This is a genomic window from Micromonospora vinacea, assembly GCF_015751785.1.
In the GTDB taxonomy this organism is placed as follows: Bacteria; Actinomycetota; Actinomycetes; order Mycobacteriales; family Micromonosporaceae; genus Micromonospora; species Micromonospora vinacea.
Map to the genome: position 1 here is coordinate 4,546,361 of NZ_JADOTY010000001.1, position 18,454 is coordinate 4,564,814.

Annotated in this window: 17 protein-coding genes; 10 read left to right on the forward strand and 7 right to left on the reverse strand. The window is 67.9% G+C overall.

Going from position 1 to position 18,454, the window contains the following annotated elements; translation table 11 throughout:
* Positions 1–9: 9 nt before the first annotated feature.
* Positions 10–303: an Arm DNA-binding domain-containing protein gene (locus IW249_RS21445; RefSeq protein WP_196922384.1), complete on the forward strand. Its 294-nt coding sequence runs from the start codon at positions 10–12 to the stop codon at positions 301–303.
* On the opposite strand, the gene IW249_RS21450 is transcribed toward IW249_RS21445, so the two are convergent.
* Positions 291–641 carry a transposase gene (locus IW249_RS21450; RefSeq protein ID WP_307788658.1) on the reverse strand — a complete coding sequence of 117 codons (351 nt, stop codon included), beginning with the start codon at positions 639–641 and terminating at the stop codon, positions 291–293. The genes IW249_RS21445 and IW249_RS21450 overlap by 13 nt on opposite strands.
* On the reverse strand, positions 638–1,333 hold the full coding sequence (locus IW249_RS21455) for an alpha/beta hydrolase (protein ID WP_196924896.1): 696 nt from the start codon (positions 1,331–1,333) through the stop codon (positions 638–640). Before IW249_RS21455 ends, IW249_RS21450 begins: the two co-directional genes overlap by 4 nt.
* A 76-nt stretch (positions 1,334–1,409) precedes the next feature.
* Between IW249_RS21455 and IW249_RS21460 the strand changes: the two genes are divergently transcribed.
* The 3 genes from IW249_RS21460 to IW249_RS34790 all read left to right on the forward strand — a co-directional run bounded on the left by IW249_RS21460 (position 1,410) and on the right by IW249_RS34790 (position 3,254).
* Positions 1,410–1,973: a TetR/AcrR family transcriptional regulator gene (locus tag IW249_RS21460; protein WP_196922385.1), complete on the forward strand. Its 564-nt coding sequence runs from the start codon at positions 1,410–1,412 to the stop codon at positions 1,971–1,973.
* 822 nt (positions 1,974–2,795) lie between these two features.
* On the forward strand, positions 2,796–3,086 hold the full coding sequence (locus tag IW249_RS21465; protein WP_196922386.1) for a hypothetical protein: 291 nt from the start codon (positions 2,796–2,798) through the stop codon (positions 3,084–3,086).
* A 33-nt stretch (positions 3,087–3,119) separates the two neighbouring features.
* Complete coding sequence (locus IW249_RS34790) at positions 3,120–3,254, forward strand: hypothetical protein (protein WP_269215519.1); 135 nt, start codon at positions 3,120–3,122, stop codon at positions 3,252–3,254.
* A gap of 53 nt (positions 3,255–3,307) precedes the next feature.
* On the opposite strand, the gene IW249_RS21470 is transcribed toward IW249_RS34790, so the two are convergent.
* A complete protein-coding gene (locus tag IW249_RS21470; RefSeq protein WP_196922387.1) occupies positions 3,308–3,712 on the reverse strand; it encodes a hypothetical protein in 405 nt (134 codons plus the stop codon).
* Positions 3,713–4,027: 315 nt separating this feature from the next.
* Here IW249_RS21470 and IW249_RS21475 point away from each other — a divergent pair, with 315 nt between their 5' ends.
* Both IW249_RS21475 and IW249_RS21480 read left to right on the forward strand, forming a co-directional pair.
* Positions 4,028–5,194, forward strand: a complete 1,167-nt coding sequence (locus IW249_RS21475; protein ID WP_196922388.1) for a PucR family transcriptional regulator — start codon at positions 4,028–4,030, stop codon at positions 5,192–5,194.
* Between the two features lie 98 nt (positions 5,195–5,292).
* Entirely contained in the window at positions 5,293–6,672 is a 1,380-nt protein-coding gene (locus IW249_RS21480; protein ID WP_196922389.1) for a CbrC family protein, read from the forward strand.
* Positions 6,673–8,015: 1,343 nt separating this feature from the next.
* On the opposite strand, the gene IW249_RS21485 is transcribed toward IW249_RS21480, so the two are convergent.
* Both IW249_RS21485 and IW249_RS21490 read right to left on the reverse strand, forming a co-directional pair.
* Positions 8,016–11,297 carry a tetratricopeptide repeat protein gene (locus tag IW249_RS21485; RefSeq protein WP_196922390.1) on the reverse strand — a complete coding sequence of 1,094 codons (3,282 nt, stop codon included), beginning with the start codon at positions 11,295–11,297 and terminating at the stop codon, positions 8,016–8,018.
* The gene (locus IW249_RS21490) at positions 11,294–11,767 is read right to left on the reverse strand and encodes a hypothetical protein (protein WP_145796082.1); all 474 of its coding nucleotides are present in this window, start codon (positions 11,765–11,767) and stop codon (positions 11,294–11,296) included. The genes IW249_RS21485 and IW249_RS21490 overlap by 4 nt, the downstream gene beginning before the upstream one ends.
* Before the next feature lie 232 nt (positions 11,768–11,999).
* On the opposite strand from IW249_RS21490, the gene IW249_RS21495 reads away from it, so the two are divergent.
* Together IW249_RS21495 and IW249_RS21500 are read left to right on the forward strand one after the other, a co-directional pair.
* Positions 12,000–12,341 (forward strand): transposase, encoded by a 342-nt coding sequence (locus IW249_RS21495; RefSeq protein WP_196922391.1) that lies wholly within the window; start codon positions 12,000–12,002, stop codon positions 12,339–12,341.
* Positions 12,338–14,290 carry a DUF262 domain-containing protein gene (locus IW249_RS21500; protein WP_196922392.1) on the forward strand — a complete coding sequence of 651 codons (1,953 nt, stop codon included), beginning with the start codon at positions 12,338–12,340 and terminating at the stop codon, positions 14,288–14,290. Before IW249_RS21495 ends, IW249_RS21500 begins: the two co-directional genes overlap by 4 nt.
* 51 nt (positions 14,291–14,341) lie before the next feature.
* Here the strand turns inward: IW249_RS21500 and IW249_RS21505 are convergent, their stop codons facing one another.
* Positions 14,342–14,590 carry a hypothetical protein gene (locus tag IW249_RS21505; protein ID WP_196922393.1) on the reverse strand — a complete coding sequence of 83 codons (249 nt, stop codon included), beginning with the start codon at positions 14,588–14,590 and terminating at the stop codon, positions 14,342–14,344.
* 590 nt (positions 14,591–15,180) lie between these two features.
* Positions 15,181–16,421 (reverse strand): IS3 family transposase gene (locus tag IW249_RS21510; protein ID WP_196922394.1). Its coding sequence is split into 2 segments (ribosomal slippage): positions 15,181–16,145 and positions 16,145–16,421, totalling 1,242 coding nucleotides; the frame shifts between segments, so codons are not numbered across the junction.
* 118 nt (positions 16,422–16,539) lie between these two features.
* On the opposite strand from IW249_RS21510, the gene IW249_RS21515 reads away from it, so the two are divergent.
* Both IW249_RS21515 and IW249_RS21520 read left to right on the forward strand, forming a co-directional pair.
* A complete protein-coding gene (locus tag IW249_RS21515; RefSeq protein WP_196922395.1) occupies positions 16,540–17,538 on the forward strand; it encodes an IS481 family transposase in 999 nt (332 codons plus the stop codon).
* A 210-nt stretch (positions 17,539–17,748) separates the two neighbouring features.
* Positions 17,749–18,387, forward strand: coding sequence for a hypothetical protein (locus tag IW249_RS21520; protein WP_196922396.1), 639 nt, complete (start codon positions 17,749–17,751; stop codon positions 18,385–18,387).
* Positions 18,388–18,454: the final 67 nt, after the last annotated feature.

The following is an 18,454-nucleotide window of genomic DNA, read 5'->3' on the forward strand; positions in this document are numbered from 1 at the left end:
TGCAGCCTCATGGCTGTCTACAACTACCGCCTCGCCAACGGCCAGACCCGCTGGTTCTTCATCATCGACCTCCCGCCCGACGTGAACGGGCGGCGCCGCCAGCACAAGCGGCAGGGGTTCCCCAATCAGGCCGCTGCCCTCAAGGCGGAGCAGGACGCACAAGCCGCCTACGGCGGAGCAGGCCTCGGGGCCGACGGCACCGTCGCTGCCGAGTTGGAGAGCTGGCTCAACGAGCGCGAACTGGACGTCCAGGAGACGACGCTCAGCAACTACCGGGACATCATGCGCTGCTACGTGGTGTAGGTTCCAGCGGCTGGGAAGCGGTCGCTGAAGGTGATGGCGGAGGCGTTCAAGGCGGGTTTCCAGCGCATCGTCCATCGGGTTCTGCCTGCTCCGGTGGGGTCCACGGACCGGGTCACCAGATACAGACACTTCAACGCGGCCAGCTCGTTCGGGAAGTGGCCGCGAGCCTTGATCGCCCGCCGGTAGCGGGCGTTCAACGATTCGATCGCGTTCGTAGAGCAGATGACGGTGCGGATCTCCAGGTCGTAGTCGAGGAACGGGACGGGCCTTTGTCGGCCGCGTCGCAGAGCGTCGTCGACGATCGCGTCGAACAGTTCACTCTTCAATGTGCGGCTCACAGTCTCAGCAGCAGGTCGCGGACCGCGACGGGCTGAGACAGGAACGGGTGGTGGCCCGCGTCGAGCTCGACGACACGGCCGGCCCGGCGAGCGAACTCGCGCTGCAATCGGACCGGGGTGCCTGCGTCTCGGGTGCACACGAGGTACGTCGAGGGCACGTCCTTCCATGCGGCCGCCCCGACCGGCTCCCCGATCACCTGCACGCTCTGACGGGCGAGATGATCAGCCGCCTGGGACTGGGCGTCATCGTCGCAGTCCTGCAGGAATGTGCCCACAAGCAGCTCGGGGCGGACTCCGAACGTCCCGGCGTTGGTGTCGATGTTGAGGAATGGTGCGGGGGTGCCGTCGCCGAAGTCTGACAAGCTCTGCCCAACCTCAGGCAGGTAGCTGGAGATCAGCAGCAGGTGGCGCACCGATCCAACGCCCGCGGCCGCCGCCGCCGTCACGATGCCGCCATAGCTGTGAGCGACCACGATGGTCGGCTCGTCGCTGTCCTGCAGCACCTGCCGCACGGCGCCGACGTCTTCGGTCAACCCCGGGCCACCGGCACCTCCCGGCGCGCCGGCCTCTCCGCAACTCGGGAGCGCCGGGGCCACGCTCGCCACCCCCCGCTCCTCCAGCAATCCGGTCATGCGGTGCCACCACCACCAGCCATCCCGCACGCACGCCCCGTGCACGAATACGACCCTCATCGCCACCTCCGCGTTCACTGTTACTGCCGTCCCACCCACAGTAGACGTATCGGCAGTTACGTGAAAAAGTGTGCCGGTGGGACGGCGACCTCAACCCGAGATCAAGAAGCGGCTGCTCGACGCGTGCACCGACTACGCGCTCGAGCACGGCCTGCCCGACAGGCTCGAACCACTGGCCTCCGCCGCAGGCACCTCCACCCGCATGCTGATCTATCATTTCGGCACCCGCGACGTTCTCCTGCGCGCCGTTCTTGAGCACGCGCGGCAACGCCAGCTCATCACTTTCGGTGACCTGCTGCGCGTACGACCCGATCAGCCCTACACCGCCACGCTGGCGAACGCCTGGAGGTTCATAACCGGTCCCGAAGGGCAGCCTTACTTGGGAATGTTCGGGCAGTGGCGGGAAAGCGCCGCGCAGCAACTATTGCCCGATTTTCGCCGGATGGCGACGACTAACTGGCTCGGGCCGCTCGAAAAAGGCTTGAGCAGCATCGATCGGCCAGAGCTCGCTACCCTCGTCCTCGCGGTCATTCGCGGTCTCCTCATGGACCTCGATGCCACTGCCGACAGCACCCGAACAGATAGGGCGTTCTCCGGTTTCCTCAGCACACTCGATCAACAGATCGTCCCCAACCGTTGATCCGTACCCAGCTGGGGACACCAACCCGTACGCCGACAGAGGGCTACGCGGACCCCCCCGAGTCGGGATTTCGGGCGGAGGTGCAAGCCCAGCCGGCCATGGCCCGCAGCGACAAGTTGGTCGACATCGTCGTCGACCACTCACCTAACGACTTTGCCGGGGCCCTGGGTCCTGCACCACGTCGAAACGAACCGCTCCGCACGATGAAAATGGCTCACTAATGTCAGTGGACAGCTGGCCCCGGCGCCCCATGACAAGATGCGCGACCTCGTGCTCTGCGGTCGCTACGAGATCGATGGAGGACGCCGGGCCACATCGGACGAGTTGGCGGAGCGAGTCCTCGATGCGGTCGTGAGGCATTGCTTGCCTCCACCGACGTCAAGCAGCAAATTCGTGAGCTTCCACCGTTAGACAGCCTGCCTCCCAGCGCCACCATGGCAGACGTCCGTACCGAACAGCGGATAGCGATATTCACGCCACCGGAACCCTGCTCCAGCTACGGCTCACCGATCATCAAGGAAGCTTGGCTGAATGTGGGGTACGCCAAGCCATCGAGACGAACGGGCAGAGACAAGAGCGACCAGACATGAGCTGCCCCGCTACCACGAAACCGGATCCGCCGTGCTTGTTTGTGCGGTAGTCCTGACCGGGTACAGCTCTTCGGCTGCGGAGCACCCTGCCGCACCCGTCATGTCCTCGGTGGCCAGTCCAGCATCAGCTTCGCCTCAACCTTCGGCCATCACTCGGGCCCCTCAGCCTTCGGCTATCACGCCCACCCATGCCTGGGACCGGCTCTGGGCCGAAGAAAAACTCCACGACAAGTTGAGCGTCAAGGAAGTCGGTCTATCCGACGCCCGTCTTCCTGACCAAGGTGAGGACCTCTACGACAGGCCGCTGCAGCGCCTCGTACGCCGCGATATGAGCGCCTCCTTGCTCCGGGTCCGCGCCGAGGCCCCCCAGCTCGCCGACCAGCTGGGCTGGCAGTTGCAGGCGGTGCCACCCGCTTGGTGCTCGATCGTGCTGCCGTCACGTACCCCGCAGCAATTGGCCGCACACGTTGCGGAAGCCAACGCGAGGGGGCAGGAGTTCGCCCGCAGGCTGGGTGTCAAATGAGAGCCGCCGGTCGACCGGCGGAAACAGCGGTTGTTGACCTTCACACGTGACGAGGTCGGCCGCCGCGTCTGCCCGCGCGGCGCGATGACCTGGTCGGTCAACTGGGACGTGACGAACGGCAACCGCTTCGCCAACACGGTCGGCCCGCACCTGGACGCGCTGCCCTGAGACCGGCACCGCCGGCACGGATCCCGCAACGGGATCCGTGCCGGGTGGGCCGATCAGATGAACGCGAGCGAGCTGAAGAACGCCGGGTAGCAGTCGACATAGATGTCGTAGACGCCGGGCGGCACGTGCACGGGGCCCAGGGTGGCCCCGTTGGAGCACCGGGCGCTGACCGCGGTCGTCGGCTGGCCGGTGAGGGTGCAGCCCTGGAACACGATCAGCCACGGGTCGACGTACTGCCCGGCGTACGGGCAGGAGCCCGACATCACCGAGAAACCGCCGCCCTTCGCCGGTGAGGCGGCGGCCGCCGTCGACGTCGTGACGCTCAACGTGCCGGCGGAGCTCGCCGATGCCCGCTCGGCTCCGATGGCGGCGACAGCCGCGTCGCCGCTCGGCGCGGGTGCCGCGACCGCCGCGGATGGTGCGGCCATGAACGCGGCGAGCATCGCCGTCGCGGCCAACAGCAGACTGGATGCGCGGAGAATGCCGGATCGTGCTCCGGCGGAGGGTCGACTACGCCATGTCATAACCAGAACCACCTCTCGATTGCTGTGCGATCTGCGGATGCCGGGGCGCGTACCTGGTCGCGCCCGACCCGGCCGGGCCGTCGTCCGACGTCCATGGCGAAGCGTTCCAAGGTGCCGGTGGCCGGGTCTTCGTGATATTGCGAGAACCGGGTCGCCGGCGTACCCCGGTTCTTGCGAATGTCCGCAAGGCTGTCCGGTCCGCGTCAACCGGGCGGAGTGGCCGGAACGCATCGATTACCGTTGACCGGCATGGGCGGTCTGTTCAGCCTCTGGCGGCAGCGAGTGGCCGACAACGCCCGCCGGGCGGTGGACGCCTACCAGGAGGAGCTGCTGGAATACCGCAACCTCGCGGCCATGCCGCGGGTGCGGTCGGAGATGCTCGATTTCGCGGTCTTCCTCCGTCAGCGCACGGTCGACCTCGCGGCGGACAGCGCGCCGTTCCACGTGCAGGATCTGGACCTGATGGCCGCGATGGGCCGCCAGCGCGGCGAGAAGGGACTCACCCTGACCGCGCAGCGGCAGGTGCTGCTCGTGCACACCCGGCTGACGCTGCGCGAGGTGTACGAGGCGGCCGGCCCGAACGACATCGCCGCGACGATGCACACGCTCGCCTGGCTGGCTCCCGCGGGACTGGCCGCCCAGGGCGCGTACACCCGGGGCTGGATCGAGGGGCAGCGGCGCACGCTGGCGACCGCCGCCCAGGTGCGGCTGCTGACGGTGATGCTGCTGGCCGGCGACGACAGCGCGACCGACCTGGCGCGCAGCCTGCACATGCCGGTCCCCGACCACGTCGTCGCGACGGTGGTCCGGGTGGCCGGCGGGTCGCCCGGGCCGGACCAGGCGGCGCGGGACGAGTTCGCCGGCGCGCTGCTGAAGACGCACTGGATGCCGCTGAGCTGGCCGGAGCCGCACGAGGTGGTCGCGCTGATCCCCAGCTCACCGGGCGGCCGGCAGCCGGCGGTCGAGCGCGGGCTCGCGCTGGCCCGCGACGTGGCCTCGATGACCGGCCGGCCGTGCGCGGCCGGCACCGCGCCTGGGCGGGTGCGCGCGTTCGGCGACGCCGTGGCGCTGGCCCGGCAGGTCAGCGAGGTCGCACCGGTGCGGGCCGTGCCGCGCCACGCCTACACGGTCACCGACGTCTTCGCCGAGCTGGGCGCCGCCCGACTGGCGGAGGTCGGGCAGTGGCTCCAGGTGGTGGCGGCGCAACTCGACGCCGGCCCCGACCTGGTCGCCACGCTGGACGCCTACTACCAACACGACATGAACCGGCTCGACACCGCGGCCGCGCTGTGCATCCACCCGCGCACGCTCGACTACCGCCTGACCCGGGTGCGCGACCTGACCGGGCTGGAGGCGGGCTCGACCCGCGGCGTACGCGTGCTGAGCACCGCCGTCGCCCGGATCCTCGCCGGCTAGATCAGCAGCCGAGTGAGCTCCATGTTCTTCATACTGATTTAGCTCAGCTTGATACCGAAACGCATCGAAACCTGTCGCGAGCTGATCATGCACAGACGGTGTACGCGCACTTCAAGCGGCTGGACGAGCGGGGTGTGACCGAGCGGATCCTGACCGAGTTGCGCGAGCAGGTGCGCTTGGCGCATGGCCCGCAGCCGGAGCCGACGGCGGGGATCATCGACTCGCAGAGCGTCAAGGGCGCGGACACCGTGCCCCGCGCCACCCGCGGCTACGACGCCGGCAAGAAGATCAACGGCCGCGAGCGGTTCATCGTCACCGACACCCTCGGCCTGCTGGTCACCGTCTGGGTCCTGGCCGCCTCCTGGCAGGACCGCGACGGCGCCAAAGGGGCCCTGCTCGCTACCTACGCGGCCACCCCGATCCGGTACATCATCGGCAACACCGGCTTCGCCGGCCGCCTGGTGGACTGGACCCGGGACCTGCTGCGCACCACCCTGGAGATCGTCCGCAAACCCGCTAACCAGCGAGGCTTCGTCGTGCACCCCCGCCGCTGGGTCGTGGAGCGGACCCTGGCCTGGCGCACCGCCCACCGCCGCCTGGCCCGCGACTACGAAACCCATCCCGGCACGTCAGAGGCAATGATCCGCTGGCGGTCATCGGCGGCATGCTGCACCGCCTCACCCGAGGCGCATCCGCCACCCGCCAACAACGCCGCACGTTCAACCCGCCCGACTGACACAGATGTGAAACGCCTTCTAAGGAATTCGGCAGTAGCAACCGATCGAGCCGAAGGGCATCGCACTCGTCGGATCGACCGTGCTCCAGTTCTGCCTGAGGTCGAGCGAGAGGCACTAGGAAGCAACAGTCGTCGTCGGGCTGGAGCCATTAGTTGGCATGATGGGCCGGTGACCGAGCCGGTATTTCGTTACCACCCTGATCCCTTGGCAACGGGCTCGGCGGTCCGAATTCAGCACGAATGCAGCGTCTGCGGTCAGCTACGGCAAACACGCTACAAGGGACCAATCTACGGCAGGCAACCCGACAGTCTCTGCCTGCACTGCATCTACTCGGGTGCGGCTTCCAGGGCGCTCGGCGGCGTTGCCCCCGCGACGGATGGCAGCGACATCCTGGAGATGCCTGCCGAGTTCAGCGACGCAGTCGACGTACCCGACGGCGTGCCGCTGCACATCGTCGAGGAGATCACTCGCCGGACCCCCGGCTTCACCGGTTGGCAGCAGGAATCATGGCTCTACCACTGCGGTGATGGCGCGGCTTTTCTCGGCCCGGCCGGCTACCCCGATCTCGAACCTCATCCGAGCGCGCTGAACATGCTTCGCGCGAGCCACCGGCGACTCGGCTGGTCACCCGAGGAAGGCGAGGAGTTCCTCCACCGGCTCGACCGCCACGGCGAGCCAACCGCGTATCTGTTCCAATGCCTGCGATGCGGGACTCACCTCGCGTCCTGGGATATCGGTTAACCGCACCCCCACGCCGAGACACGGACGCACTCGCTTCGACATGGGCACGCACCGCGTTGGGATCGAGGAGCCGCACCCCCCGCTTGGTCTAAGTTCACTCCGACAGCAGAGGACCGTCACGGCTGTGCTGGGGGCCGAGCGTGTCAGGGCCATGCTCCAGATGGGCGGGCCGTCAACAAACTGTTGAAGATGCGTCAGCGTGAGCCGTGCCCACCACCCCCGGCAAGCGGTCATGGAGTCGAGGCCCGATTCTCCCGAAAGGTGAACAGGACGTACGTGATCGAGGCGGGTTAGCCATCATTTCGACCACCCGCTACTGGTACCCGTATCGGTGCATGATCGCGTCGATGTCTTGCCTTTCTTGACACGCTGTGCGGTGCTGGTTGACGGCGTTGGCGGTCGCGTCGATCTCTGCTGCGGTGGATGTCGCCGGATGGTGGAGGAGGGTTAGCCATGCGCATCTGCGTCGGGTGTCGAGCGGACCAGCGCACCGTTGTTCGTATCGGCAGTTGGGGCGTGCCGCACGGTGCTCCCGGGCATCAGGTCAACTATCGCTGGAGGAGCCTGTTCGCCTGCCCGCGGTGTGGGGCTGGCCTTCTCGTGTACTTCGATCATGATTGCTTCCACCAGCCCTGGGAGGAGCCGTGGGACATGGACTGGTCCTGGCCGGTCGCCGCCGACGGGGTCCAACGGTTGACGGCTGCTCTTGCCCAGTGTTCGGATCCGCTGCAGTCGTCGTGCGAATGCCCTGTGCACCGGTCGTTGCGGGACAGCATCGAGAATGCGCTGCCACGTGAGGTTCCGGTGACGGTCGCGCTGACGGCGGAAGGGCTGCCACAGATTCGGTCAGCGCCCATGCCGTGAGGCGGGCGCGACACGGTGACAGGACCAGAGGAGCGATCAGACCTTGGCGGGATTCTGTGTGGGGACCCCCGGTTTACCCCCCGATAAACTCGCCCAGTCGTTGACGAAGCGTGACAAGTAGCGATGAACGTCCGTCGATGTTTCCGCAGCTCAGCGCTCACTTTCGGCAGGCAATGACAAGCTTCGGCCGATCACTGTCGGTAACAAGGGGTTTTGACAAGTAATGACAAGACCTGAACGAGGCTCGACATGAGGTTGTCTTGGGTTCAAGTCACTCGTTTCCCTGAGCGCTTGATGCCGGGTCGGCGCCGCGGAAGGCGCGTCGCGACGAGCTCGGCCGCAGCGCACTGCAGCGAGCGAACGCCGCGGCCCAGCTTAGATGGCGCGCGCTCACCGGCGTCGAGCTGACCGGGGGCCGTCCGCCGCGGTTGCCGGCGGATGACGGAGGTCTGCGCGGCGGACGGTGGTGTGCGGGGAGGTCATCCGGGCCGGGCTCCGCTCCTCGCCCGGGCGTACACCATCAGCGCCATCGAGAACCGGCGATCCCGCTGGATCGCCGGATTCGTGCGGGCCAACTCCCGGTAGATGCCGACCGACTCCTCGGCCGGAGCCAGGGCCTCCGTGCGCCGTCCCAGCTCGGTCAGCCGGAGACTGAGGTTGCACAGCGCCTGCGCGGTGGCGGGCAGGTAGACGGCCGGGTCGGCTTCGGCCAGGTGCCGGTACAGGTCCGCGGCTTCCCGGCAGGCGGCGAGAGCGTCTTCGTGCCGGTCCACCATCGACAGGTAGACACCCACGTTGTTCAGTGACTGCGCCAGTTCGGGTAGGTACGCGGTGGGAGGTGCGCCGGCCAGCTTTCGGGTGACGGCCACGGCTTCCTCGGCGAACCCGATGGCCTCCTCGCCGCGCCCCACCAGGGCCAGGAAGCCGGCGAGGTTGTTCAGCGACTGGGCTAGGTCGGGCAGGTGGCTGGCGGGCTCGGCCCGGGCCAGTTGCCGGGCGATGGACACGGCTTCCTCGGCGCAGGCCAGGGCCCGCTCCGGCTGGCCCAGCCTGTCCCACACCAGGCCGAGGTTGTGCAGCGCCTTGCCGAGGTCTCCCCGGTGCGCGGTGGGGTTGGCCGCGGCGAGCCGTCGGTGCGCGTCCACGGCTTCCTGAAGGTGGACGAGGGCCTGTTCCTGCCGGCCCAGCTCCGTCTGCGCCAGACCGAGGTTGCCCACCTGCTTCGCGAAGTGCCCCAGGTAGGCGGCGGCGCCGGCCTCGACCAGCCGTCGGCCGATGGCCGCGGCTTCCCCGCAGAGTGCGAGGGCCTCCGTCCACCGACCCAGCGCGGCGTGGACCTGACCGAGGGCGTTCAGCGACCTGGCGAGTTCGGGCAGGTACGCGGTCGGTTTGGTGTCGGCCAGTTGTCGGAACACCTCCGCGGCTTCCTGGCTGGGGGCGAGGGCCGCCGTCGGCCGGCCCAGTTCGACCAGGGTGTTGCCGAGCGCGGTCAACGACCTGGCGAGTTCAGGCAGGTACGCGGTCGGGTTGGCGTCGGCCAGTTGTCGGAACGTGTCCGCGGCTTCCTGGCTGTGGGCGAGGGCCTCCTCGGGCCGGTGCAGGTGGACCAGGCTGTTCCCGAGGTTCTGCAACGATCGGGCGAGTTCGGGCCCGTGGGCGGCGCGGTCGGTGTCGGTCAGACGGCGGCCGATGGTCACGGCCTCCTCGGCGAGCGCGAGTGTCGCCGCGTGGCGGCCTAGCTCCGCCAGGAGCTTGATGGCGTTGTTCAACAGCCCGGGGAGGTCGGGGAGGTAGCCGGTCGGGTCAATGTCGGCCAACAGCCGGCCGATGGTCACCGCCTCCTGGGCGTGGTCCAGGGCCTCGTCCCACCGGCCCAGGCTGCCCTGCACCGTGCCGAGGTTGTGCAGGGTTCTCGACAGGTGCGACAGGTAGGTGGCGGGATCGGACCGGGCCAGCCGGCGATATGTGTCCCCGGCTTCCTGGCTGTGGGCGAGGGCCTCTTCCGGCCGGCCCAGTTCGGACAGCACCTGCCCGAGGTTGTGCAGCGATCTCGCCAGGGCGGGCAGGTGGGTGGCGGGGTCGGCGTCGGCCAGTCGCCGGCGGATCGCCACGGCTTCGGAGATGGGTGCCAGGGCGTCGGCGTAGCGGCCCGCGTTGGCCAGTCGCCAGGAGCGGGTGGCGTGCAGGCGGGCCTGTTCCGCCGGATCGTCGGACTTGGTGAGCCGGCGCGTGATGAGGACGTCGACGACCGCGGCGGCGCCGACGTCGAGGTCGACGTGTCGGTCGCCGGGCAGCAGCGCCTCGACCGCTTCCAGCGCGGTGACGTCGACGTCGGTCATGCCGGCCAGGGTGCTGAGGGTGGCGCTGCCGGCGATGATCGCGAGCTGTGGCCGGTCGCGCAGGAGTGGGAACAGGTGGGCGGGCCCGAGGTGGGGCCAGCGGGCCGCGGCGGCGGTCAGGAAGGTGACCGCCCGCGCGGTGTACGTCGCGGCTGTCGCCGGCGGCCGGGGGCTGTCCGAGGCTGGTGACGGTTGCTCGTGCAGCAGGTCGTGCAGCCGGGTGGGGGCCCACGGGTCGGCCGGGTGATCGGAGCCGGGCAGGGTGTGAGCGATGAAGTCCTCGGCCAGCCGGTCCGGGTACAGCGGTTCGAGCACGGTGGCCCGATGGGGGTCGGCGGCCGGGTAGCAGTGGCTGTGGTCGCTGATGATCCGTTCGGCGGGCAGTTCCCGCTCGACGCGGCGCAGGAGCCCTGCGGCCTCGGGGTGCGGGAGCGGGCCGGCGAGGGCGGCGGTGAAGACGGTACGGGCCATGACATCGTCGGGCGTGCCGTGGTTCAGCCCGCGGGCGCGGCCCTCGTACAGCCGGGTCCAGTGTTGACGTTCGCGGTCGAGCAGGTAGCGGGTCAGCAACGTGACCTGGGTGGGCGGCTGGGCGCCGGTCGCGCGGGTGTCGACGGCGACCAGCGCGGCGACGTGCACGGTGAGGGTGAGCCCGAACTCCGGATGACCAAGGTTGGGGAGTCGGGGGACGGCGTCCGGACCGGAGAGACCGTAGACGGCGGCGAAGCTGTCGTGGGCGGCGGTGAACATGGCCCGCCGAGCGTCCTCGTCGTCGGGCAGCGGGGCCAGGTACTGCTCGGACGTGCCGGCCTGGACGCGGGGATCGTCCAGGTTGGCGCGCAGTGCCGGCCACGTGGACGCGCTGCGTGCCACCATCAACACCCGTGCCGGTTTGTCGGCCCGGTGGAGCAGGGCGTTGCGCAGCAGCCAGAGCAGGCTGGACAGCGGGTACCGGTCGGCGTAGTCGACGATCAGCAGCACTCCCCGGTGGCGGTCCGGCCGCAGGTCCTGGCTGCCCAGCAGGGCGCTGGGCGTGCCCACGTGGGGCAGCGCCGTGACGACCTTCCAGCCCTCGTCGGCGGCCTGGGCGGCGAGGTGGCCGGCCAGCCGGGTCTTGCCCCGACCGCCCGGGGCGTGCAGCCAGCGCACCGCCAGTCGCGGCCCGGTCTCCCGCCAGGTGCGCAGCTCGTCCCGTTCGGACTCGCGGCCGGTGAACGGGACCACGCGGGAGTGCGCGTTGAGCATCCGGGAGGGCATCTCGCGCAGCCAGCTCCAGTCCGGCGGGTCGGGCCGGCGGTGCTCCTCCAACAGATACAGCGGCGTCCCGTCACCGAAGACGTGCAGGTCGGCGCCGATCACCCCGTACGCGGTGCCGGCGACGGCGGAAACCTGCTGCTGGACGAGGAGGGGGTCGACGGTCATCGGGGCTGACCCGGGTCGGGCACCGGGCCGCTCGGGTCAGCTTCCGGCGGGGTGGGGTGGTTGACTATGCTGCCGAACATCACTCCCTGAGCGGTCGCGCCGGAGGCTGTCGCGGTGATGTGCTGGATCCACTGCTGCTGCGCGGTGGGTAGCCGGGTCACCAACTCGTCACGCAGGTCACGCACGCCGTCGGCGGTGACCGGGTCTTCCTCGACCAGGTCTGACAGCCGCGTCTGCCAGGCCGGCAACAGCCGTGCGCGTACCTGGTCACGCTGGGCGGGCGGGGCTTGTTCCACCTCCGCGGCCAGGGCGTCCAGCCGCCGGACCGCGGCGGTCTCCCGTCGCGGGTCACCGCGGCCGAGGAGCCGGGCGAACCCGGAGCGTGCCCCCTGCCACACGTCCGTCGCGGCCGCCTGCACCAGGACCGCCGCCGCGGACGCGCCCAACCCCGCCAGCCAACCGAGATCCACGTTCTCCTCCTCATCCGAAGGAATCGAGGCATTTCCACGCTAGCAAGCCTGCGCGACGCGGGGTCCGGGCTCGGGCTCCGGGATGAGTCGGGAATCGGTCGGCGCGCCGTGCCGGCTGCCGAGGCCGGAAACCCCAGCCGATCGGCTGGGGTTTCCGGCGCGTGCGGGTGAAGTGACCCCCTGAGACCGGACACCTCCTGACTTGGCATCCTGCCGAGGAGGAGGAAACGCTGTGGCTGGACAGAGCAAGTACCCCGAGGAGTTCCGGCGCCAGGCCGCGGCGTTGGTGCTCGACTCCGGTCGCACGATCCGTGACGTGGGCCGGGAGCTGGGTGTCAACCACGAGACGCTGCGCAACTGGGTCGACCGGATGCGGCAGGATCGCGACGGCGGCCGGCCCAACGACCTGGCCGTGGACGAGCGGGCCGAGCTGGTGCGGCTGCGGCGGCAGGTCGCCCAGTTGGAGCTGGAGAAAGAGATCCTGAAAAAGCCGCGGTCTTCTTCGCACGCGGTGCTCTTTGGCACGATGGCGTCTGTCCCCGTGGTGGTCGAGTGGGTGGAGTGGCACCGGTGAAGGCAGACGCGCTGAGTCCTCGTCAGTTGTTCGATGGCAAGATGCACTACGAGATCCCGCCGTTCCAGCGGCCGTATGTCTGGAACGAGGAAGATCAGTGGGCGCCGCTGTGGGCCGACGTGGTTCGGGTCGCCGAGAGTCGTGTCGTCGCCGCCGGCGCTGAGCCACAAGTGCCGCACCACTTCTTAGGCGCGGTTGTCTACGAGTCGAAGCCTCCGGTCGTCGGGGATGTCACTCGACACATGGTGATCGACGGGCAGCAGCGCATGACCACGATCCAACTGATGATCGATGCCGTCCAGGCGGCAGTCGCCGAGCGTGGGCACGACCTCCTCGCTGAAGACCTCGAAGAGCTCATTTTCAACCGCTCGTCGGCCTTCAAGGGCAAGCCCGAGCGTTTCAAGCTATGGCCGTCCAAGCATGACCGACCTGCGTTCGCCCAAGCGATGGATCCCAAGCCCGGCTGGGCAGGGGAGCACCGGATCATCTCTGCACACGAGTTTTTCTCCAACGAGGCTCACGCCTGGCTCACCGGAACGCCCGACGACGATGGCAACATCCCGCCGGGATCCGAACAGGCGCGTGCGGCGGTGCTGTCGGCAACGCTGAGGGATGGGCTCTACATCGTCGCGATCAATCTGACGGGCCACGACGACTCCCAACTGATCTTCGAGACACTCAACGACCGAGGGACCCCGCTTCTCAAGGCTGACCTGATCAAGAACTGGGTGTTCCAGCGGGGCGTGAAGGCTGGCGCCGACGTCGAGGACTGGTCGGAGACACACTGGGTCGACTTCGACGATGACTGGTGGCGGGCCGAGATCGTCCAAGGCCGTCACCAGCGCTCCCGCATCGACATCTTCGTGCAGTACTGGCTCACCATGCGGTTGCGAGACGAGGTGAAGACCGAGCAGGTATTCCGGGTGTTCACTGAGCACGCCGGGCCCTTCATGTCCAGCCCTGAAAACGCCGACAAGTTTTTGAGCGAATTCCGCAAGGACGCTGACACCTACCGCGCCTTGGCGAATCTCCCCGAGGACACGGTCCAGGGATCGTTCTACTCCCGGGTCATCGAAACGATGGGCCTGGCCGCGACCAGCCCGCTACTGCTGTGGCTGTTGTCGGACAACCACAAGGTGCCCGAGAAGCAGATAGAGATCGCCCTCGGGGCGCTGGAGAGCTGGGTCATGCGCCGGACGTTGCTTCGGATGACCATGAAGGACGTTAACAAGACAATGGTCTCCATCCTCAAGCTCCTCGACCGCTCGCCGATCGACACGGCGGGCGACGCCGTCCGGAACTTCTTGGCCACTCAACGGGCAGATGCGCGTCTGTGGCCTACCGACGCGACGATGAAGGCCGAGCTTCCCTCGCTCAAGCTCTACGGATACCTCCGTCAAACGCGCTTGCGCGTCGTCCTAGAGGCGGTTGAAAAGAAGCTTCGCACCAAGTACCACGAGAACATCGCGCTTCCGGCCAAGCTTGAGATCGAACACGTCATGCCCCAGTCGTGGCAGACCCACTGGAACCCCGAGCCGAGGCTCACGCCCGAGCAGGCGGCGGACCGTAACCGCCGCATCCAGACTCTTGGTAACCTCACCCTAGTGGCGAAAAGCCTCAACGGCGCCCTGTCGAATCGGCCGTGGACGGACACGGAGGCTGTGGGCATGACCTCCGGTGGTGAGGCCGGCTTGGGCAAGCGCAGTCTCCTAGAGAAGTACAGCCTGCTGGTGCTGTCGAAGGACTTGATCAAGGATCATCCCGACCTCTGGTGTGATGCCGATATCGAGGCGCGGGCAGCGGAACTGACGGAACACATTTGCCAGGTGTGGACCGGACCCTCCGTCGGCACGCACGCAGGGGAGACGGCCCAGCCAGGCGGCTCTTCGATACCTTCCCAACCGACCTGGGGTGAAGTGCCAACGAACGCGGTCCACGACCGGACCTGACTCGGCGGCTGTTCCCAGCGGAAGGCGGCCGGACCCGCCATCCACACGACATCAGCCCTCGTGGCGCTCGAACAGAACGTTGGCGTCCTTCCAGCACCCGTGTGCCTTCGGGGCTGAGAGCCCGCGCCTGCCGGGACTGGTCTTTGGCAATGCCTCGGCGCTGGGCCGCGTACGCGTCGGCTGCCAGTCGCCGACGTTCGGGATCGGAGTCGGGGCTTCGTAGAACTTTCCGTCCCGCAGAGGAGCCTTCGCCGATTCGGAGCCCACTCCCAGATCCTGGCCGATCGCGGCGCGGCTCATTCCCGCCTCCTGAAGGGCGACCGCCCGGCGGCAGTCAGCACGCATGCCGTAAGGCGGGCGCGATACGGGGGCAGGGCCCAGTGAGGGCGATCGGACCTGGCGGGTTCTGTTTGGGACCCCCGTTTACCCCCCGAAAACCCCGCCCAATCGTTGACGAAGGGTGACAAGGGACGGTGAGCGTATGTCGGTGTATCCGCAGCTCAGCGACCACTTATGGCAAGCAACACCAAGCTTGGTCCGGTTACTGTTGGTAACAAGGGGTCGTCGGTTCGAATCCGGCCGTCCCGACCGATTGACCTGGGGAGATGAAGATCTTCTCAGGTAACGGCGGTAACATCCTGTAACGGATGATCATTGTTGGCGGTAGCCACGTGGGTGGTTGGCCGTCGGTGTGCGCCCTGTAGAACGCTCTGACCTGCCGCTTCATCTGCGTTCTGGATGGAGCGGCATTTTGGTTCTTGATTCCGCGTCAAGCGCTGCAGATGTTGCCACCTGTCTAGCTAGGTGTACTGCCCAGGGACGTTGGTCGAGATTGTGTGACGACACGATCTGATGTCGTAGGTTGAACCGCCCCGAGTCTGGTGGAGTCCTCAGACTGTGGCCAGCTCCGGCTGGTCGGGCAGGTGGTGAGCGTAGAACATCGATTCTTTCTCCGCGGGCGGGCGGTGCCCGATCGCGGAGTGGAGGCGGTGGTGGTTGTACCAGTCGATCCATTCCGCGGTGGCCAGTTCGACCTGGGCGAGGCTGCGCCACGGCCCGCGGGGCTTGATCAGTTCGGTCTTGTACAGGCCGATGGTGGATTCCATGAGCGCGTTGTCGAGGGCGTCGCCGACGGTGCCGATGGACGCGTCGATGCCGGCTGCGACGAGGTGGGTAGTGAATCGGAACGACGTGTACTGCGAACCGGCGTCGCTGTGGTGGATCAAGCCTCGTGTCACGGTTCGGCCGTCGCGGTCGCGGCGCCACAGGCCCATGTCCACCGCGTCGAGGACGAGGGGTGTGCGTTTGTTGGTCGCCGCCGACCAGCCCACGATCGCTCGGGAGTAGACGTCCACGACGAAGGCGACGTAGACGACGCCGGCGAAGGTGGCCACGTGCGTGAAGTCGGCCACCCAGCAGCGATTCGGTGCTGCGGCGCTAAAGTCCCGGGCGACGAGGTCACCGGCGCGTTCATGGCCAGGATCGGCGACCGTGGTGCGGATCTTCTTGCCCCGCACGACTCCGCGCAGGCCCGCGTCGCGCATCAGCCGCTCCACGGTGCAGCGGGCTACCTCGACACCGTCACGGCGCAGCTGCCGCCACACCTTCCGGGCGCCGTAGACGCCGTAGTTTGCCACGTGAACCCGGCGGATCTCGTCGAGCAACCGGGCGTCCTGGACCGACCGCGCCGATGGCGGCACCGCCTTGGCCTTGTAGTAGGTGCTGGCCGCGATCTTCAACCCGTGCCCGGTCAGGGCTCGGCAGATCGGCTCGACTCCGCCGAAGCGGGCCTTGTGCTCGTCGATGAACCTCACGAGCGTGTGTGTGGCCGGTCGAGCTCGGCCGCGAAGAAAGCCGACGCGGCTTTCAAGATCTCATTGGCGCGTTTCAGCTCGGCGTTCTCCCGCCGCAGCCGCCGCAACTCGACTGACTCCTCGCTGGTCACACCCGGGCGCGTCCCCTGGTCGACCTCGGCCTGGCGCACCCACTTCCGCAGCGTCTCCGCCGACCCGATCCCGAGCTTCGCAGCGATCGACCCGATCGCCTCCCACTCGGTGCCGTAATCGCCACGATGCTCACGAACCAGACGCACCGCACGATCACGTAGATCCTTCGGGTACTGCTTCGGCATGACAGGGATCCTCTCAAGAAAAGAGGTCTCTACCAGCGCCGGGGCGGTTCAGGTAGGTGAAGGCCTCCGGTTGTGGAGTGGAGCTGTCTAGGAACCGCTCCGGCAACAGGAGGCCTTCGTGTCCCACGCTAACGCCGCTTTGACTCCTCGTGCACGTCTGCGCCTGGCGCGTCTGATCGTTGATGAGGGCTGGCCGGTCGCCCGGGCGGCTGAACGTTATGACGTGTCCTGGCCGACTGCGAAACGTTGGGCGGTGCGGTATGCCGAGCACGGGCCCGCCGCAATGGATGACCGGTCGTCGCGCCCGCACCACAGCCCCACGAGGACAGCCCAGCCCGTGGTGCGCAAGATCGTGCACCTGCGGTGGAAACAACGCCTCGGGCCCGTGCAGATCGCCGGCCAGCTGGCCATGCCAGCTTCGACCGTGCACGCCGTTCTGACCCGCTGCCGGATCAACCGGCTGACACACATCGACCGCGCCACCGGCGAGCCGATCCGCCGCTATGAACACGACCGGCCCGGCGCGATGCTGCACGTCGACGTGAAGAAGTACGGCAACATCCCCGATGGCGGCGGCTGGCGCTACGTCGGCCGAGCCCAGGGCGAACGCCATCGGCGAAGCACCGCGCACCGCACCGGCGCCCGCAACACCCACTACGACCCGCGCATCGGCACTGCATTCGTGCACACCGTCATCGACGATCACTCCCGCGTCGCCTACGCCGAGATCCGCGACGACGAGACCGCCCTGACCGCGGTCGACGTACTCCAAAACGCCGTCGCCTGGTTCGCCGAGCGAGGCATCACCACCGAACGCGTCCTGTCCGACAACGGCTCGGCCTACAAATCACACGCCTGGCGCGACGCCTGCCACCAACTCGGCATCCGCCCGAAGAAGACCCGCCCCTACCGGCCCCAAACCAACGGCAAGGTCGAACGCTTCCACCGCACCATGACCGACGGCTGGGCGAAACGACGTTTCTACAGCTCAGAACACGCCCGCCGAGCAGCCCTACCCGCCTGGCTCCACCACTACAACCACCACCGACCCCACACCGCCACCAAAGGCCAACCACCCATCACCAGGTTGACCAACGTCCCTGGGCAGTACAGCTAGGTCGGGCGGTCCCAGGAGCCCTCGGCGCAGCAGGATCTCCGGTTGGCCCGGCTCCTGGCCTCAGTAAGGCGACGGTCGCAGGTGCCGATGCCCTGTCCTGTGGATGACGTGAAGGCGTGGCCTGGTCGCGTGCTCGCGGCTCTCGGCCCCAAGTCGGCACCTCGCCCGTGCCGCTGCAAGAGCCATCACGTCGCGTGCCACGATTCCCGGATGACGTCAGGACCAGAGCCGGCCACCCCGATTGCGGTCCGGGTAGCCGACCGATTGAACGACCGGCTGGAAGCAGGTGGATGGCGGCGTCATCGTTTCGTGCCCGATGATGAGGTTGCCTTTGTGCGTAAGCCCTTCAACGGGGTTGTCTTCCACTTCGGAGTCAACCTCGCAGGACGCCACATTGTCTCGCTCGACTCCACCGCAGGCGTCGAACACGTCGCCGCTGCGGAGTTGCAGAGGTGCCTCTATGGTCGAAGGGGCACTGTGTGCCAGGTGGGCGCAAGCATGATCGATTTGATCCGCGGCCAGGAGCCAACGAACGTCGCGCCGTCTCGCTGGTGGGTCGCGTCGCCTGAGCAGGTAGACGAGGCCGTTGCCCAACTGGTTGCTGACTTGTGGTCTTACGGTGAGCCGTTCTTGGCCAGGCATCAGACGTTGTCGGCCGTGGTTGACACGCTGCTCGGACAGCCTAAGTCACAGGTCGAGTACGGCCCTCTGGCTGTCTGCCTGGCAATGTTGGGCGACCTGCCCAAGGCCCGCGCCATGCTTGCGCAGTTTGGTGCGGCACGCCAGGTGTTCGCGGGGGGTCCAACCGAGACGTTTATCCACAACTTCACCCAGCGGTTCGGCATCTAGAGGGCTCGCCCCGATCGTGGAAGCGCGATGGTCGCAGCGAACAGGACGAGCCTGGCCCGGTGAAGTT